General features: G+C 60.9%; 17 protein-coding genes. 4 read left to right on the top strand and 13 right to left on the bottom strand.

The window, feature by feature from the left end:
- From M0954_RS14465 to M0954_RS14425, 9 genes are all read right to left on the bottom strand, one after another.
- On the bottom strand, window positions 1-180 hold a 180-nt coding region (locus M0954_RS14465; protein ID WP_297353913.1), incomplete at its 3' end, for an NAD-binding protein.
- Complete coding sequence (locus M0954_RS14460; protein ID WP_297353911.1) at window positions 180-374, bottom strand: NAD(P)-binding domain-containing protein; 195 nt, start codon at window positions 372-374, stop codon at window positions 180-182. The genes M0954_RS14465 and M0954_RS14460, both read right to left, overlap by 1 nt.
- A gap of 12 nt (window positions 375-386) precedes the next feature.
- Window positions 387-713, bottom strand: coding sequence for an NIPSNAP family protein (locus M0954_RS14455; RefSeq protein WP_297353909.1), 327 nt, complete (start codon window positions 711-713; stop codon window positions 387-389).
- A 67-nt stretch (window positions 714-780) separates the two neighbouring features.
- Complete coding sequence (locus M0954_RS14450; RefSeq protein ID WP_297353907.1) at window positions 781-1,689, bottom strand: NAD(P)-dependent oxidoreductase; 909 nt, start codon at window positions 1,687-1,689, stop codon at window positions 781-783.
- 67 nt (window positions 1,690-1,756) lie between these two features.
- Entirely contained in the window at window positions 1,757-3,100 is a 1,344-nt protein-coding gene (locus tag M0954_RS14445; protein WP_122159221.1) for an MmgE/PrpD family protein, read from the bottom strand.
- Between the two features lie 43 nt (window positions 3,101-3,143).
- Window positions 3,144-3,929 carry an SDR family oxidoreductase gene (locus tag M0954_RS14440; RefSeq protein ID WP_297353905.1) on the bottom strand — a complete coding sequence of 262 codons (786 nt, stop codon included), beginning with the start codon at window positions 3,927-3,929 and terminating at the stop codon, window positions 3,144-3,146.
- A gap of 12 nt (window positions 3,930-3,941) precedes the next feature.
- Window positions 3,942-4,742 carry an N-acyl homoserine lactonase family protein gene (locus M0954_RS14435; RefSeq protein WP_297353903.1) on the bottom strand — a complete coding sequence of 267 codons (801 nt, stop codon included), beginning with the start codon at window positions 4,740-4,742 and terminating at the stop codon, window positions 3,942-3,944.
- Window positions 4,743-4,816: 74 nt separating this feature from the next.
- On the bottom strand, window positions 4,817-6,217 hold the full coding sequence (locus M0954_RS14430) for an MFS transporter (RefSeq protein WP_297353901.1): 1,401 nt from the start codon (window positions 6,215-6,217) through the stop codon (window positions 4,817-4,819).
- Window positions 6,218-6,392: 175 nt separating this feature from the next.
- Window positions 6,393-7,313, bottom strand: a complete 921-nt coding sequence (locus tag M0954_RS14425; protein ID WP_297353899.1) for an SMP-30/gluconolactonase/LRE family protein — start codon at window positions 7,311-7,313, stop codon at window positions 6,393-6,395.
- Between the two features lie 21 nt (window positions 7,314-7,334).
- Here M0954_RS14425 and M0954_RS14420 point away from each other — a divergent pair, with 21 nt between their 5' ends.
- Complete coding sequence (locus M0954_RS14420; RefSeq protein ID WP_122156464.1) at window positions 7,335-8,111, top strand: LysR substrate-binding domain-containing protein; 777 nt, start codon at window positions 7,335-7,337, stop codon at window positions 8,109-8,111.
- Window positions 8,112-8,114: 3 nt separating this feature from the next.
- Here M0954_RS14420 and M0954_RS14415 read toward each other — a convergent pair whose 3' ends face one another.
- Window positions 8,115-9,089 carry a 2-dehydropantoate 2-reductase gene (locus M0954_RS14415; RefSeq protein ID WP_297353897.1) on the bottom strand — a complete coding sequence of 325 codons (975 nt, stop codon included), beginning with the start codon at window positions 9,087-9,089 and terminating at the stop codon, window positions 8,115-8,117.
- 55 nt (window positions 9,090-9,144) lie between these two features.
- Window positions 9,145-10,113 (bottom strand): AraC family transcriptional regulator, encoded by a 969-nt coding sequence (locus M0954_RS14410; RefSeq protein WP_122156466.1) that lies wholly within the window; start codon window positions 10,111-10,113, stop codon window positions 9,145-9,147.
- Window positions 10,114-10,271: 158 nt separating this feature from the next.
- Between M0954_RS14410 and M0954_RS14405 the strand changes: the two genes are divergently transcribed.
- The 3 genes from M0954_RS14405 (at window position 10,272) to M0954_RS14395 (ending at window position 13,831) form a co-directional block, all read left to right on the top strand.
- A complete protein-coding gene (locus M0954_RS14405; protein ID WP_297353895.1) occupies window positions 10,272-11,657 on the top strand; it encodes a dihydrolipoyl dehydrogenase in 1,386 nt (461 codons plus the stop codon).
- A gap of 113 nt (window positions 11,658-11,770) precedes the next feature.
- Complete coding sequence (locus M0954_RS14400) at window positions 11,771-12,316, top strand: DUF305 domain-containing protein (protein WP_297353915.1); 546 nt, start codon at window positions 11,771-11,773, stop codon at window positions 12,314-12,316.
- Between the two features lie 39 nt (window positions 12,317-12,355).
- A complete protein-coding gene (locus M0954_RS14395) occupies window positions 12,356-13,831 on the top strand; it encodes a YncE family protein (RefSeq protein WP_297353894.1) in 1,476 nt (491 codons plus the stop codon).
- Between the two features lie 64 nt (window positions 13,832-13,895).
- On the opposite strand, the gene tehA is transcribed toward M0954_RS14395, so the two are convergent.
- Both tehA and M0954_RS14385 read right to left on the bottom strand, forming a co-directional pair.
- Window positions 13,896-14,867, bottom strand: coding sequence for a dicarboxylate transporter/tellurite-resistance protein TehA (gene tehA, locus M0954_RS14390; RefSeq protein ID WP_123386056.1), 972 nt, complete (start codon window positions 14,865-14,867; stop codon window positions 13,896-13,898).
- Window positions 14,868-15,032: 165 nt separating this feature from the next.
- Window positions 15,033-15,898, bottom strand: an 866-nt coding sequence (locus tag M0954_RS14385) for a UxaA family hydrolase (protein WP_297353892.1), incomplete at its 5' end; no start/stop codon positions are given.

Raw genomic sequence — 15,898 nt, 5'->3', positions numbered from 1 at the left:
CGTCGCACCGAGGGTCATCGGATAACCGACGGATTGTCCAAGGGCCCGTGCGATCTTCAGGTCCTTGTTCATCAACTGAAGCGCGAAGCCCGAAGCAAACGTGCCGCTCAACATGAACTGCTTGGCCTTGTTCTCGGACGTGTTGCTGCGGCCCGACGACGCATTCAATACTTCCGTCATCACCTCGGGGTCGATGCCGAAGCGCTTCGCGATGTGCAGCGCCTCGACAGGCCGGTTTGTGCCGTTAGCGTATCGTCACGAGCGGTGTCAGCGTCGCCGAGGTGCAACGCGAACCCGCTGGCCGCGAGACATTGCACCATCGGCGTCCCCATCATGCCGAGTCCGATGAAGCCGATGTGTTTCGGTTGGGTCATGGCATGCGTCTCCTACTTCAACGCCGAGAAGGCAGTCGGCGTCAGAAAGTGGTTTTCGACGCGCTCGACAATCGGCTTGTCCGCCTCGGTTGCGGAGCGCTTGGCGATCCACTCTGCGTCTGCCTGGAATGCGTTCCACTTCTGCTCACGCTCGGCGAGACTCTCCCACTTCACCATGTAGGTGAGTGTGTGATTGCTCGGGCCGATCAACGTGGTCCAGAAGCCGATTTGCTCAATGCCGTATTTCTCGAAGAATCCGAGCGTGATGCTAGTAAAGCGATCGAGCAAAGCCGGCAAACGTGTGGGGGCGCAGTGGTAAATACGCATTTCGACGATCATCTACTTCTCCAGTTCAGGTTGTGTGGTGTTCTATTGTGCTGTGTTCGTGCTGTGGCGATCAAGCGGCTCAGTCCGCAAGCCCTTCGTTAGACGACCAACGCTCCATGTATTTGACAAGTTCGGTCATGTCGCGCTTCGTGCCGTCCTGCATCGCCGCGTAATTCCATACCTGACGCGCAACATTGCCCACCCACATCGGCACGCCGAGGGCCTGGCATTCTTCGACGGCAAGGCCGATGTCCTTACATACGCTGCCGATTGGAAAACCGAAATCGAAGGTGCGCGGCAAGACCTGCTTCGGAAACTTGTCGAGCGTCGCGCCGTTTTTTCCGCTACCCGCGTTGATCACAGACATCATGACCTCGGGATCGAGGCCGCCGCGCATCCCTGCAACGAACGCCTCGGACGTGATGGCGAAGGCAGTCGACGACAGCATGTTATTCAGCAACTTCAGCAACTGGCCCTGTCCAGGCTCTTCGCCCACGATGAAGACCTTGCCGAGCACTTCGAACAACCCGCGCACTTCGTCCACTGCTGCCGGGTTGCCTGCGGCCATGATCGCGAGCGTGCCCTTCTTCGCACCTGCCGCTCCGCCGCTGACCGGGGCATCGACCGTCGCGATGCCTTTTTCCAGCAGCCCGTCGGCGACTTCCTTCTCGGTGCGAGACCCCACGGTCGACAGGTCGACCAGAATCTTCAGGCCACTGCCTTCAATCAGGCCGCCATCTCCTAGCGCGACCTGCCTGAATACGGCTGGGGTGGGCAGGCTTGTGAACACGATGCGCGCCTTGTCGGCTACTTCGCGAACGGACTTCGCTGCGTGCGCGCCGAGCGCTGCGAGTTCCGCAACCGCCTGTTCATCGCGGTCGTAGACGATCAAGACGTGACCCGCTTCGATCAGACGCCGCGCCATAGGACGACCCATAACGCCCACACCGACAAAGCCGATTTGATTCTGTTGCTCACTGCTCGACATGATTTCCCTCATTCATGAAAGATCGTTTGTTCCGCGTTGTTTCCGCTTCGCTTCTGCTTCGCTACCGTCAAGCCGCTTGCGGCGGACGCGCCATGCGCATCAATGCAGCGGCATCCGGCTCGCGATCAAAGCGCCATAACATCTCGATCAGCGGCTGCGGCTGAACGCCGGAACCGCCGTACGCTGCCAGCTCGCGCAACTTCGCCGCCAGCTCCTCATCCGTCAGCGGCGCTGCGAGGCTGCCGCGCCCGGCATCGACCCGGCGCGATACGGACTCTCCCGAGCGCAACACGATGCTGACCTGCGCCGATTCGACGTCCCACGTCGCATCGTCGATGAAACGCAAACGGCCCGCGAAGTCCCCGAGCGAACGATCAGCGACCGCTTCATCACTGAACTCAGCGAGACCCGCCTTGCCGCGCGCCAGGGTCACCGCCGCGGCATGTTGTGCGCTGACCTGCGATTCACGCCCTGAACGCACGGCGGGCCGGTCGGCCCGTTCACGCAGCAGCGGATGTCCAGTCAGCTCGACGCGTTCGATATCGTCGAGCGTCCAGCTTGCGCCGCGGCGCAATTCAAGGCACGCGTCGATGACCGGATTGAGCACGACACCACACGGATAGGGCTTATATGTGTTCAACGACAGCGCCCAGTCACTTCCAAGTCCGTCCGTGATCGCATCTAAATCCGGTTTGGCAGCGCTCACGCGCAAATACCCGCGTGCGCCTTCGAGCGGAGCATCGGGGCCGGAGAAACCCTCTGCGGCCAGCAACGCAGACAACAGTCCATTGCGCGCGGCATTTCCGACGCTAATGCTTTTCGACATCGTGCCAAGCGTTTCGACCAGACCGCCTGCCTGCGCCGATGCATTGCCGAGCGCCCAGACGATCTGCCGTTCGTTCAGCCCGCGCGCTTTCGCCACCGCTGCGGCGGCGCCAAAAACGCCGCACGTCGAAGTGATATGCCAGCCGCGCTGATAGTGTTCGGGCGACACCGCGTTGCCGATCCGGCATTCGACCTCCACACCAAGCACGAACGCAAGAAGCAACGCTTCGCCATTGATCGTGGTGGATTCTTCCTGCGCCTCGGCCAGTGCAAACAGCGCCGCCGCCACCGGGGCGGTCGGATGGATGATCGTCGGCATATGCGTGTCGTCGAAATCGAAGACATTGGCGCTCATTGCATTGAGCGCCGCCGCATTCAGCATGTCCGTCTGGTCTGCGCGTCCAATCACGCCGGCACGCCGGTCCGCGCGAAAGCGACCGTAAACCGCGGCCGCTTTGTCGATCACCGGATCGTGACAGCCGGCAAGCGCAACCGCGACATAGTTCACCAACGCGCGTTTTGCCTCGTGTCGCACAGCAGCCGGTATCTCGGACCATGCGGTCGTGGCGACAAATCGCGCCAGCATCTGCGTGATTGCGTCTGCCGGGATCGTTTGGGTCGCGAAAGAATCAGCCTGCAAGCCAGCCTCCTTCGATCGGCATCAGCGCGCCCGTAATCTGGCTTGCCGACGAGGAGCACAAGAAGACGACCAAATCGCCGACATGTGCCGCATCGATCAACTCGCCCGTGGGTTGCTTGCCCTTCAGAAACTCATGCACCGCATCGTCACGACTTAGCCCCCGCACATCCATCAACTCGTTGATGCGGCCATCGATGTTCGGCGTCAGCACCGATCCCGGGCAGATTGCGTTGCAAGTAATGCCCTGATTAAGCGTCTCGATCGCCACCGAGCGCGTGAGTCCGAGCAAGGCCGTCTTCGTCGTGACATAGTCGACGCGATTTGCCGTCGCGCGTGCGCCGTACACCGAGGTCATATTGAAGATGCGTCCCCAGCTACGCTCGCGCATGCCGGGCAGCGTCAACTGGATAGCGCGAAACGCTGCCGTCAGATTGACGGCCAGCGCCTTGTTCCAGTGCTCGATGGCGAACGACTCGATGCCGGCGAAATGGCGCACGACTGCGTTGTTGATCAACACGTCGATCGTTCCAAGCAGGGCACGAGCCGACTCGACAAGCGCATCGACGCCGTCGATCGTCGAAAGATCGCCGCACAAGTAGTGCACGCCAACATCGAACGACGCGGCGAGTTCGCGAGTCGGATGCTCCATACTTTGCGCGGGTTCCAGACCATGCAGGACGATATGGCAGCCCGCCGCCGCTAGTGCCCTCGCCATAGCCAGGCCAAGTCCGTCCGATGAACCGGTCACGAGCACATTTTTTCCGTTTAGCGCCACGTGATCTTTCCCTTAACGCGGCGCGGCATCGAGACGCACAATCCAGCCTTCAGTCCCGCGATCATGTGCCGGGTAGCGCGCGAGCACATCCGGATCGTGACCGGGAATCACGTGATTCGGCGACGCGGCAAGACGATGTGCGGTTTCATAACCTTCCAGCATGTCGCCGACGTTATACACAATCGGGAACGGTCGATGCTCCTGCATGTTCGCGTAGAAGTGCGACGCATCCGACGCCAGCACGACCCATCCGCGCTCCGTATGGACGCGCACAATCTGCAGACCGTTCGTATGGCCGCCAACCCAATGCACGGTGACTCCCGGCGCCACCTCCGATGCGCCCTCATGAAACCGGACGCGTCCATCGAACAGACGACCGACCATCGACTTCACATCTTCAGGTTCGAATGGGTGGCTGAGCGCGTGATGGCACATGCAACGCCCCGTGCAATAGGCCATCTCGCGGTCCTGAACGTGATATCGCGCGCGCGGAAACAGCGCGTGATTGCCTGCGTGATCGTAGTGCATGTGGGTGATGATCACGTCCTCGACAGACGCGGCGGAGATGCCGATTTTCTGCAAACCACGCTCGACGGGGTTGGTAATCGTGCGACCGCGTTTGTCGGCCATGAGCTGGTCGAAGCCGGTGTCGACGATAAACGTGCGTGTGTTGCCGACCACCGCCCACACGAAGTAATCGAGTGGCATCGGGACGTCATGCGAATCGCCGCCGATAAAGTTGTCGCCTGAGCGGCGCTCGAAGTGTGCGTACTTGACTGCAAAAATCCGGTAGTTCTCGATCTGCGATGACATGTCTCGGGTGTCCTCGTGATGGATGATTTGTGGCTTGGCGCTTCAACGCGCCCTGACGCTGCTGTATCCGGTTTTCATCTGATTGCTCCGGCTGCGCCGCTCTCGATCGCGCTGGGCGTCGCGGTACCCGCTTCTTCTTCAATGGCTTCGAGCGAGCGCCGTTTTGTCTCCGCACCGATCAGGCCGACGATCAACGCCTGAGCAAGCAACGTTCCGACAATCAGCGTCAACACACCGGCGATGCCAAACCTCATGAACGACGCTGCGACCGCGTAAGGAATCACGATGCTAACGGCACGCCCGACCGTATTCGACAGCCCCGCCCCGCGCAGCCGCAAACGGGTCGGAAACAGTTCGGGGACGTACGTCGCCACACTGAAAGACGACAGCACGTAAATGCAACACGTAATCGCAAACCCCAGCGAGGCAATCGCGACGGCGGACTGCGCGAACGGATAGGCGACACCGAACGCTGCGCAGATCAGCGAAAACATGACGATTCCCCATTTGCGACCCGTCCGCTCGGCAAGCAGGAACGCAATCAGCGAACCGACCGGCCCTCCCGCGAACATCACGGCCGTCAGCCCAAGCGAATTGGACACGCTATGCCCCTGCTTGACGAGGAACGTCGGTATCCAGCTGACGAACGCGTAGTTGACGGTGAAAAGCGCAACCAGCACCGTGATGCCGGTAATGGTGCGGCCCAGCAGTTGCCGCGAAAACAGTTCGCGGAGCTGGCCGTGATCTTCCTGATCGATGCGGCGTGGAGCCGCTTCGTTCGCATAGGAAGTGGCAGCATCCACGCCGCAGGCAGCTTCAATACGCGTCACGATGCCAGAGGCTTCCTCGGCGCGGCCGCGCGATTCGAGCCAGCGCGGCGACTCCGGCATCGACTTGCGCAGGAACCACACGACCAGTGCCCCGCAGCCGGCGATCGCGAACATCCAGCGCCATCCGTAGCGGGGAACGATGAGCCAGCCAAGAAACGTCGAAAGAAACAGCGACGTATTGATGATGAGGTTGAGGATGGTGCCGAAACGGCCACGCCATACGGCCGGAATGAACTCGCTGAGTGTGCCGTAGCCCACCACGATTTCCGCCCCCATCCCAACGCCCATGATGAGCCGGAAAGCAATGAGCCATGGCATCGACGGTGCAAATGCTGCCGCGATCGAAGCGAAGCCGTAGATACCGAGGTTGAACTGATAGCAAAAGCGGCGCCCGAAGCGGTCGCCAAGGACCCCTGAGAGCCATGCTCCCGTCATCATGCCGATGAACGTAACGGACACGAAGGCGGCGTTCAGACCAAGCGTGGATTCGCCGCTGTGGATCATCGCGGCGAGCACGGTGCCCGCAATGTAAATGTCGAACGAATCGAAGTACATGCCGGCTGCGATCAGGCCGAGCAGCCGCCAGTGGAAGCCGGACAGCGGCAGGCCGTCCAGACGTGCTCCTACGCTTGCATAGCCCGGCATGATGACGTCTCCGTCTCTAACGGTCTTTGCCCACGAGCCGCCCGGCACCCCGGATAAGACGGCAAACGTAAAGCTGATAAATCAGTCTATACGTCTGTCATACAATCCGTCAAGAAGACGAATGTTTGCATTGACTGAATCTCCCCGATCGATTGGATAGGAACAAACAAACGGGTCAGAAGTACGACAGTCTCAACCCCGGCTCGGGCCACTCCATCGAAACGAGCTGCCCTGTACCGGACAAAGTGATGTACGCCGTTTTGAGGTCGGCGCCACCGAAACAGATGTTGGTGACCATCGGGTCCGGGAACATGGCCTGCCGCAACACCTTGCCCTCCGGCGTGATCACGGTGATGCACCCCGTCACGAGCGTTGCGACGCAAATATTTCCATATGCATCGACGGCCATGCTGTCGAACCGCTGATATCCCGGCAAGCCGCACACCAGTCGCCCGCCGTGCGGTGACGGATGCGGGTGTTTCCTCGCGCGGCCCGGCGCTTCCAGGTCAAATGCCCACAACCGCCCGGTCTCCGTCTCCGACACATAGACCACCGAGTCGTCCGGCGACAAACCCACACCGTTCGCCGTGACGAGCGGATAAGCGACCTCCACGATCATCGAGCCATCGGCGCGTGCGTAGTACAGGCCCGCATGATCGCGGTCGCGCGTGCGGTTCTTGCCGAAATCCGTGAAATAGAAGCCACCGTCGTGATCGAACACCAGATCGTTAGGACCACAGAGCGGGAAGTCGCCACATCGGTCGTACAGCGTTTTCAATTCGCCGCTTACCGGATCGAGGCGCTCGATACGTCCGCTGGTGTAATGCGGGTGAAGGCCCGCCCGAGTTCTGTTGAAGCCAGCGATAGTCTGGAACAGAAAGCCGCCGTTGTTGCAGATGTAGTAGGCACCGTCGGGTCCTACGGCGAGGCCATTCGGCCCGCCGCCTATGTTCGCAATCACCGACACTGCGCCATCTGGCGCAACCCGGCTGACCGTTTCCCTTTGTATCTCAACCAGTGCAATCGAGCCGTCGGCCAATGCAACCGGTCCTTCCGGAAAGAGCAGGCCGGTAGCGAGGACATTGAAGTTTTCCATTGAAGCTCCTACAAGGGTCCGTTGACGCGCAAAGGCGAGGCGTATGTGCGCTCGCTTAGCAGCGTCTTTGATCAGATCGATTACGCCACGCGTGAGGCGCGCGGTGAAGCCGACGGCTCGGCGTTGCGTCTGAAGCTGCCGCCCACGTTTGCGATGCGCTGGCTGGTGCCGCGCCTGACGCGCTTCCAGGCGCTTCATCCGAAGATCGAGATTCAGATCTTCACCTCGCATGAGCCGGCGAATTTTCGTCAGGAGGACGTCGATCTCTCGGTGCACTCGCACCCGTTTCCACCCGACGATACGAGCCAGCGCCGCTTGCTCCGTGAAGTGCTGATGCCCGTGTGCAGTCCCGCGCTGCTGAAGCAGGGACCACCGTTACGTTCTCCAGAAGATCTTGCGCATCACACGCTGCTGGCGTCGCGGCATCGCCCGATGGACTGGTCGCGCTGGCTGGTTCAGGCAGGCATGACAGGGCTGGACGGCGCGGCCAGCGTGCATTTCGACAATGCGGCGCTGGCGTATCAGAGAGCCATCGACAACCTTGGAATCGTGATGGCAGTGCGGGCGCTGATAGAGGATGATCTATGCAGCCGGCGGCTGGTGGCGCCGTTCGATCTTCGGGTGCCGACGCCAGGTGCGTACTACCTGGCTTGCTCGCAGGTTGGCTCGGCGTCGCCGCAATTGCTTGCCTTCGAAGCGTGGCTTGTTCAGGAGGCGCTGGACTTTGAAAAGCCCTCTTGCTGCGCGTCCCGGAGTGAAGGCAGGCGGCAGCTGCAACCGAGGCGCCCGCAAACCTGACTATCAATAGAGACCCAAGGTGCGTGCATGCAGGCGCGCGAGACCCAGCAACGCGTCGATAAACGGCGTCGGCACCTCCGTGATCTGCCCCAGCTCTCGCACTGCGCCCACCAGAGCATCGATCTCAACCGTCTTGCGAGCCAGAACGTCCTGCAACATGGACGTTTTCATCGCGCCTAGTTTCAACGTTACTGCATGCCGATCGCTCGGTTGCTGATCGATGACAATCCCGAATCGCGCACCGATCTCCTTGGCCTCCAGCATGGCACGCGTAACGAAGCCGCGCACCAGATCGTCGCCCAGAATCTTGTCGGTGGTGGCGCCCGTAATTGCACTGATCGGGTTCATCGTCATGTTGCCCCACAGCTTGTACCAGACGTCCCGCTGAATCTGGTCCGAAGCCGAAGCGTTAAAGCCAGCTGCTGCGAACGTCTCCACAAGTTTCGCGACTCGCTCGCTCGGCTGTCCGGATGCCTCGCCGAGGATGAGACCGTTGCCCTGGTGATGGCGGATCACGCCCGGAGCGTCCTGCAGGCAACTTGCGTGCACCACGCAGCCGACGGTCTGCACGCTCGGAATCGCCGCTGCTATGGCACCGCCCGGATCTACCGACGTCAGTTGCGTGCCCGCAAAAGCGGCCCCGAGACCATCGCAGAACCACCACGGAATGCCGTTCATTGCCGTGATGATCGTGGTGTTTTCCGTTAGCAACGGTGCAATGCCGGCAGCAACCGCGGCCATTGCCGGGGCCTTCACCGCGACGATCACAATATCCTGGGGACCAAGGTCCGCACTGTGCTCGCTGGCTTCGACCGTCGCTGCCGTCGTCTTGCCGCCCTCGACGAGTTGCAGGCCGTTTTCCCTGAGCGCGGATAGCGTTGCGCCTCGCGCGATCACACTGACGTCATGACCCGCCTGGGCAAGCCTCGCTCCCATCCAACCGCCGATGGCACCAGCACCATAAATACAGATCTTCATGCTTGAATCCTTGTAGCGGGTTCTAATTCGGGCAAAGCCTTCCGGCCTGGCCATTCTATGCCGCTTCGACCTTGCCACCCAAAGTCCGGTAACGTGACGGCGTCACGCCTATCAGACGCTTGAAAACACGCTGGAATGCGGCGTTCGACTGATACCCCACCATCTCGCCGATCTCGGCGACACCCACGTTTGACTCAAGCAGTTTGTGCCCGGCGAGGGTCATCCGGATATCGGTCAGCATGTCGGTCGCGGAGCGGCCGATCACATCCTGGAACTGCCGTACGAAGGTCGCTCTCGACATATTGCACAGCGAAGCAAGCTGGTCGAGCGTCCATGGCTTATCCGGTGTTTCGAACATCGCCATGACCGCAGGCTGCAGGCGTGGCCGTGCCGCGAGAGCCAGCAGGCCATGTGGGGGTTGCGAGCCGCTGCTTGCAAAGCGCAACGTCAAGGCGAACAAGGCGGCCGAAAGATGGTTGACAAGTGCCTCGCTGCCTGGCCCTTCGTCGACCGACTCCTCACGCATCAACTCGATCAGCCGTGCGAGCCGTGTGCTCGCCAGCGTTCCCGAGGGTTCGCTGCGGCCGTTTGAGGTGCCGCCGGCGCTCTCAGCGCTGTGTACTACCAGGCGTCCGGGCAAATGCTCGCGCAGCAGCCGGTCAGGCACTGCGCCAATCAGAAACCGGCCGCACAGGATGTCCGCACGCGCGCCCGAGCCTTCGTTCTCTGCGATCAGCAACGAGACAGCGTGCCGTTCGACTAGCTGCACCGGTGGACGTCCGCTGCCATCGTGGATCCGATGCGCGCCACCGGTCGGAAACAGCACGATGTCTCCTGCCGTCAGTTGCTCGGCGGGACGACTGCCATGCTCCAGCACTGCCTCGCCCGAAAGCAGGACGTGATACGGAATCTCGCGCACGGTGGCGCTGCCCTGTGCGATCTCCCACGGCGCGCCGAAGTGGCAACGCACGTCCAGACGGCCGCTGACGGGGATAAGGGCAAGGACTCGACTGAGCAGATCCATATGAGCCGCTTGAGCAGATTCTTGAGTCGGTTGAGGATTAGCGCCGAGGGGGTATGCGCCTAGAGTGACAAATAGTCAAGCAGCCTGATTCTACCCGAGCAATGTCTCGATGAGCTTGCGGTGCTCTCCCTTCATCGCATCACGGTTTCGAGGAATTCATGAACATAGTCCAGACCGATGTAGCCATTATTGGTGCCGGCAGTGCCGGGCTGCCGGCGTATCGCGCCGCCAGGGCGGCGGGCGCTTCCGCGATCCTCATTGAAGGGGGACCGCACGGTACGACTTGTGCACGTGTTGGGTGCATGCCATCGAAACTGCTAATCGCCGCTGCAGAGGCGGCTCATGCCGCGCAGCACACGGCCCCGTTCGGCGTGCATGTTGACGGAACCGTCCGCATTGACGGCCGCGAAGTCATGCAGCGGGTGAAGAGCGAGCGCGACCGTCTGGTGGGCTTTGTACTCGACAGCGTCGAAGCGATTCCAATTGCCGATAAGCTGACCGGGTATGCCCGCTTTATCGACGACGGCCTGCTGCAGGTTAGCGACCATACGCGTGTCAGGGCACGCAGCGTGGTGATCGCAACTGGTTCGTCGCCGGTCATCCCACCGAAGTATCGGGCGCTTGGCGACCGCGTCATCGTCAACGACGACGTGTTCGAATGGTCTGACCTGCCGCGCAAGATCGCGGTGATCGGCGCGGGCGTCATTGGACTCGAACTGGGACAGGCGCTCGCCCACCTCGGCGTAGACGTGACAGTGATTGGCGCGCGCGGGCGGGTTGGCCCGCTTACGGATCCGGCCATCAAGGCCTATGCGGAACGCACCTTCCAGAACTCGTTCCGTTTCGAAGCGCAGGCGGAAGTAGAAGCGGCAACGCGTGTGGGCGATGCGGTACATATCCGCTTTCGGACCGGCGCCGGAGAGCCGGTCGAAGATACGTTTGAGTATGTGCTGGTCACGGCTGGACGCAAGCCGAATTTCGAACAGCTTGCGTTGCATAACACTTCACTTACGCTCGATAACCAGGGTGCCCCTATCTATGATCCGCTTACGCTGCAGGCAGGGGCGCATCCCGTGTTCATTGCCGGCGACGCAAATGGGGTCCTGCCGCTGTTGCACGAAGCTGCGGACGAAGGCCGCGCCGCGGGGACAAACGCTGCCCGCTTCCCGGACGTCGCGCCGTTGAAGCGCCGGGCGCCGATCGCCGTGCTGTTTTCGAACCCGGGCATTGCGATGGTCGGCACGCGACACGCCGATCTGGAGCCGGGTACGTTCGCGACCGGCGAAGTCAGCTTCGAAGATCAGGGACGCAGCCGCGTGATGTTGAAGAACCGTGGGTTGATGCATGTGTATGTGGACAAGACCAGCCGGCAGTTTCTGGGCGCGGAGTGGATTGGTCCGGATGCCGAACATATTGCCCACCTGCTCGCCTGGGCCTTGCAGATGAAGCTGACGGTCGATGCGATGCTCGAGATGCCCTTCTACCATCCGGTGGTTGAAGAAGGGCTTCGTACGGCGCTGCGTCACGCTGTGGCGGCATTGTAGTTGCCTTGAACGCGTCACCGTTCAGTGTGCCGGTTGAGTTCGCTTGCGATCGATATCCGGCACGCTGTTCTTATGACGAAACAGATAACTTCCAAGGAGTTTTTGAGCGCATGATGCGCAAATATGTAGTCCGTACCATCCGTACCATCTGTATCAGCGTAGAAGGAATCAGCATGGAAAATTTCAGGCGTTGGCGGTTGGACTGGGTGCCTTTGGGCTTGCTGACCGCGGTGCTCATCACGTTGCCAGCCAGAGTGTTCGCCCAGCAGCCCGTGACGCCGGATCCTATGGAAAAGCCGTTCCTCGCCGAGAACGATCAGGCGATGAAGAAGATGATGGATGGAATGGCCGCCAAACCATCTGGAGATATCGACAGCGACTTCGTAGCGATGATGCAACCGCATCATCAAGGGGCGATCGATATGGCAGAAGTCGAACTACGCTACGGCCACAACGAGCAGTTGCGACGGATCGCGCAGGAAATCATCGTTGACCAGCAGCAGGAGATCGTTGCGATGAGCGTCGCGCTCAAGCGGCCACTACCGCCGTCCGCGCCGGTCCCGACACAGACGCCACAGGCCGTTTCGCATCAAACGCAACCGCAGACCATGAACCCGGGCATGTCCATGCCCATGCCAACGCCGGGCAACCGCCAATAGCCGTCACGAAGATTGCCCCGCTCCCCCGGAGACAGGACCATGAAGCGTATGTCCATTCTGGCCGCCCTGGCCGCGACAAGCCTGGCTCACATGCTGCCTGCCCTCGCCGGACAGGCTCCGGGTGCATCGACTGATCCCAATGCGCCCATCAGTCATCATGATCGTGTCTATGCATCCGAGCAGTTCTCGAACACCGTCTCGATCGTCGATCCCGCGGACAACCATCTGGTCGGCGTGATTCGTCTGGGCGACACATCGCCCACGAATTTCAGTCCGCTTTATAAAGGCCAGGTTCTCGTGCACGGCATGGGTTTCTCCCCTGACCACCGGACGCTCGCTATCGTGGCAATCGGTTCGAACTCGGTGACGTTTATCGACACCGCAACGAATGCGGTCAAACACACAACGTACGTGGGGCGTTCGCCACACGAAGCGTTTTATACGCCAGACGGCAGCGAGGTGTGGGTGACCGTGCGCGGCGAAAACTATGTCGAAGTGCTCGACGCCCAGACCTACGCTGAAAAGACCCGCATCGTTACCCCCGCGGGTCCTGGCATGACGATCTTTTCGACGGACGGAAAATACGGCTATGTCTGTTCTTCGTTCAATCCGGAAGTGGATGTGATTACGGTCGCCGACCATCAGATCGTCGCCAAGGTCACACAAGACAGTCCGTTCTGCCCGAACATCGCCGCGACGCCGGATGGCAAGCAAGTGTGGTTCACGCTGAAAGACACCGGCAAAACGCAGGTCTTCGATGCGCATCCGCCGTTCTCGCTGATCAAGACCCTGGACACCGGTCCCATCACCAATCACGTGAATTTCGCTGTCAACGCGAAAGGTTCGTATGCCTACATTACCGTAGGCGGCCTCAACGCGGTAAAAGTTTACCGCACCGACACATTTGCTCAGGTCGCGACGATTCCGGTCGGCAACATGCCGCACGGAGTCTGGCCGTCCGGCGACGGTACGCGAATCTACGTCGGACTCGAAAATTCCGACACGATGACCGCGATCGATACGCGCACCAATAAGGTCATCGCGGTCGTCCCGATCGGACAGGCGCCTCAGGCGATTGCCTACGTCTCGAATGCGGTGCCGGAGGGCGACGGCACGCAAAATACACAACCGCTAGGTTTATCCGGACACGCAGCGCACCTCTCGATGGTGGAAGCCGGTCATACAGGCAACGCAGAGGCACCCACCAGCGTCGTGCTTTACGACCAGGGCGTTGTGCTGGTCCTGCAGGCTTCCGTAACCGGACTTCAGCCGAAGCAACCCTACGTGCTCGGACTCAGCAACGCCGCCGATGGCAGCGGACCGGTCGAACCGATTGCCCGCTTCATGACAAACCCGGCGGGATCGGCAATCGTCGATACAGTGGGGCAGATCCGGCAGATCGTCGCACCCGGGGCATCGGACACCGCAGCGGTCGCGGACAAGCGTCGCTACCTCGTAATCGCCCCCGTGGTTGATGGCAAGCCAGGCGACGTCGTGCAGATTCAGTCGTTGTAACGGGGAGGTGTTTGCCTCTCCGTTACAACGTCGTTCGTATGAAGATTGACCGCATCTCGGACGCTTACTTCATAAACAGCTTTCCCAGCAACAGCAGCCGTAACGTAGCGACGAAGAGCGCCAGAATGGCGACGTTAAGCAGCACAAAAAGCGGCAACGCAAGGACATCGACCGCCGGGTGAGCATGTACGCTCGCGGCGTGCATGCTGGCGAGCACGAGCGCGGTTGCCCCGAAGCTGAACGCCCAGTAGCCGGCCGAGAAACCCGTCTCCACGAACCAGTGCAGCAGGCGCGACAGCAGCAGTAATTGCAGCACCGCGTAGCCAAACAAGCCCAGAAACACCATGTCGATGCTGTTATGGGAAATTGAAAGGTACGCGATCGAAGCCACCGCAGGCGGCGCAAGCTGGATGCCCAAGGTGGGACGGATCGCATGCGCCAACGGTTCGGATGTGTAAAGCCGATGGGTAATGACCGACTCGAGCGCCAACCACGAGAAAAGGCCCGCGCCAAAAAATAGTTTGGCGGCGTCCGCGTATCCAATCGAGCTCAGCGCGATGGAAGACACGAAATTGCCCGCCACGGTAGGCAGATACATGACGGCTGTCGTGTCTTCATGCTTGCGGCCGCCACGCAATAGCGCGCCGGAGCGGTACGTAGAAAACCCAAGTTGGCCTGCCGCGCCCAATAACACCAGCGCGGCCCCCGCGCTATCGCTCCAGGTAGCCACCCACGCGCCGACCAGCACCGTCGAGACTGGCACGAGCCCGATGAAACAGCAATGTATGGGGTGTTCGAACTCCGTCATCGCGTCATCGTGATCGCGCATCCACTTGGTGGCATAGCCAACCAGCAGAGCAAGCCACAACAGTGCGGTGAGTGTGAAAAGTGCCTCGCCAATCCTCGCGTCCACGCCCCAGACCACGTGGGCAAAACGCCAGCAATTACTCAACCCCGCCATTCCCAGGACGATTCCGAACGAAGAGGCCGGAACGGCGAAGTGACGCACTTGCGGAGACACCGAAACAGTGGACATGAGTTCCTCCGAGGGCTGATGTCGGCGGGAATCAGGTTTGCCCGTCCGGACGTATCAACACTATAGGCGCCACTGTTCGGCATGCAACTGGAAGATAATTGCGGCACGTCACCGCCTGTAAACGATCGCTGCAGGCGAGCCGCTCGAGGCCGTCTTCAGTTCAACTCACGTAATCGCCCCGATCTGCCACGGCACGAACTCGTTCTGTCCGTAGCCGTGGACCTCGCTCTTGGACATCGTGCCGGAAGCGGTGGCCAGTATCAGCTCGAAGATCTCCTGCCCCAACTCGTCGACGCTCTTCTCGCCGTCGAGGATCGTGCCGCAGTTCAGGTCAATGTCTTCTTCCTGCCGCTTCCACAACGCGGTGTTCGTGCCCAGCTTCAACGACGGTGAAGGCGCGCAGCCATATGCGGAACCACGCCCCGTCGTAAAGCAGATCAGGTTGGCGCCGCCCGCGACCTGTCCGGTTGCCGAAACGGGATCGTAACCGGGCGTGTCCATGAAAACGAGGCCATGTGCGCTGACCGGCTCGGCATAGTGATACACATCGACCAGATTGGTCGTGCCGCCCTTCGCCACCGCACCTAGCGACTTCTCCAGAATAGTCGTCAGGCCTCCTGCCTTGTTACCCGCCGAGGGATTGTTGTTGAGATCGGCATTCATCCGCGCGCAATAGTCCTCCCACCAATGAATGCGTTCGACGAGTTTTTCGCCCACTTCCACCGAGACCGCCCGGCGCGTCAGCAAATGTTCCGCACCGTACACCTCCGGCGTCTCGGAGAGAATCGCGGTGCCACCATGCGCAACCAGACGGTCGACCGCCGCGCCAAGCGCGGGATTCGCCGTGATGCCGGAATAACCATCGGAGCCGCCGCACTGCAGGCCGATCACAAGATGGCTGGCATCGACCGGTTCGCGCTGCACCTGATTCGCTTCGACAAGCATCGCCTTGACCGTTTCGATTCCCGCGGCCACCGTGCGCGCGGTGCCGCCAGTGGCCTGGATCGTCATCGTTTTGAGTGCGGCGCCTG

Source organism: Paraburkholderia sp. (assembly GCF_026225065.1).
Classification (GTDB): domain Bacteria; phylum Pseudomonadota; class Gammaproteobacteria; order Burkholderiales; family Burkholderiaceae; genus Paraburkholderia.
This window is presented reverse-complemented; position numbering and strand designations above follow the sequence as displayed.

What these genes read in the sequence shown, in the direction of transcription:
- M0954_RS14460 (WP_297353911.1), bottom strand. Translation starts at nt 374, where the DNA reads ATGACCCAACCGAAACACATCGGCTTCATCGGACTCGGCATGATGGGG.
- M0954_RS14455 (WP_297353909.1), bottom strand. Translation starts at nt 713, where the DNA reads ATGATCGTCGAAATGCGTATTTACCACTGCGCCCCCACACGTTTGCCG.
- M0954_RS14450 (WP_297353907.1), bottom strand. Translation starts at nt 1,689, where the DNA reads ATGTCGAGCAGTGAGCAACAGAATCAAATCGGCTTTGTCGGTGTGGGC.
- M0954_RS14445 (WP_122159221.1), bottom strand. Translation starts at nt 3,100, where the DNA reads ATGCTGGCGCGATTTGTCGCCACGACCGCATGGTCCGAGATACCGGCT.
- M0954_RS14435 (WP_297353903.1), bottom strand. Translation starts at nt 4,742, where the DNA reads ATGTCATCGCAGATCGAGAACTACCGGATTTTTGCAGTCAAGTACGCA.
- M0954_RS14430 (WP_297353901.1), bottom strand. Translation starts at nt 6,217, where the DNA reads ATGCCGGGCTATGCAAGCGTAGGAGCACGTCTGGACGGCCTGCCGCTG.
- M0954_RS14425 (WP_297353899.1), bottom strand. Translation starts at nt 7,313, where the DNA reads ATGGAAAACTTCAATGTCCTCGCTACCGGCCTGCTCTTTCCGGAAGGA.
- M0954_RS14415 (WP_297353897.1), bottom strand. Translation starts at nt 9,089, where the DNA reads ATGAAGATCTGTATTTATGGTGCTGGTGCCATCGGCGGTTGGATGGGA.
- M0954_RS14410 (WP_122156466.1), bottom strand. Translation starts at nt 10,113, where the DNA reads ATGGATCTGCTCAGTCGAGTCCTTGCCCTTATCCCCGTCAGCGGCCGT.
- M0954_RS14405 (WP_297353895.1), top strand. Translation starts at nt 10,272, where the DNA reads ATGAACATAGTCCAGACCGATGTAGCCATTATTGGTGCCGGCAGTGCC.
- M0954_RS14400 (WP_297353915.1), top strand. Translation starts at nt 11,771, where the DNA reads ATGCGCAAATATGTAGTCCGTACCATCCGTACCATCTGTATCAGCGTA.
- M0954_RS14395 (WP_297353894.1), top strand. Translation starts at nt 12,356, where the DNA reads ATGAAGCGTATGTCCATTCTGGCCGCCCTGGCCGCGACAAGCCTGGCT.
- tehA (WP_123386056.1), bottom strand. Translation starts at nt 14,867, where the DNA reads ATGTCCACTGTTTCGGTGTCTCCGCAAGTGCGTCACTTCGCCGTTCCG.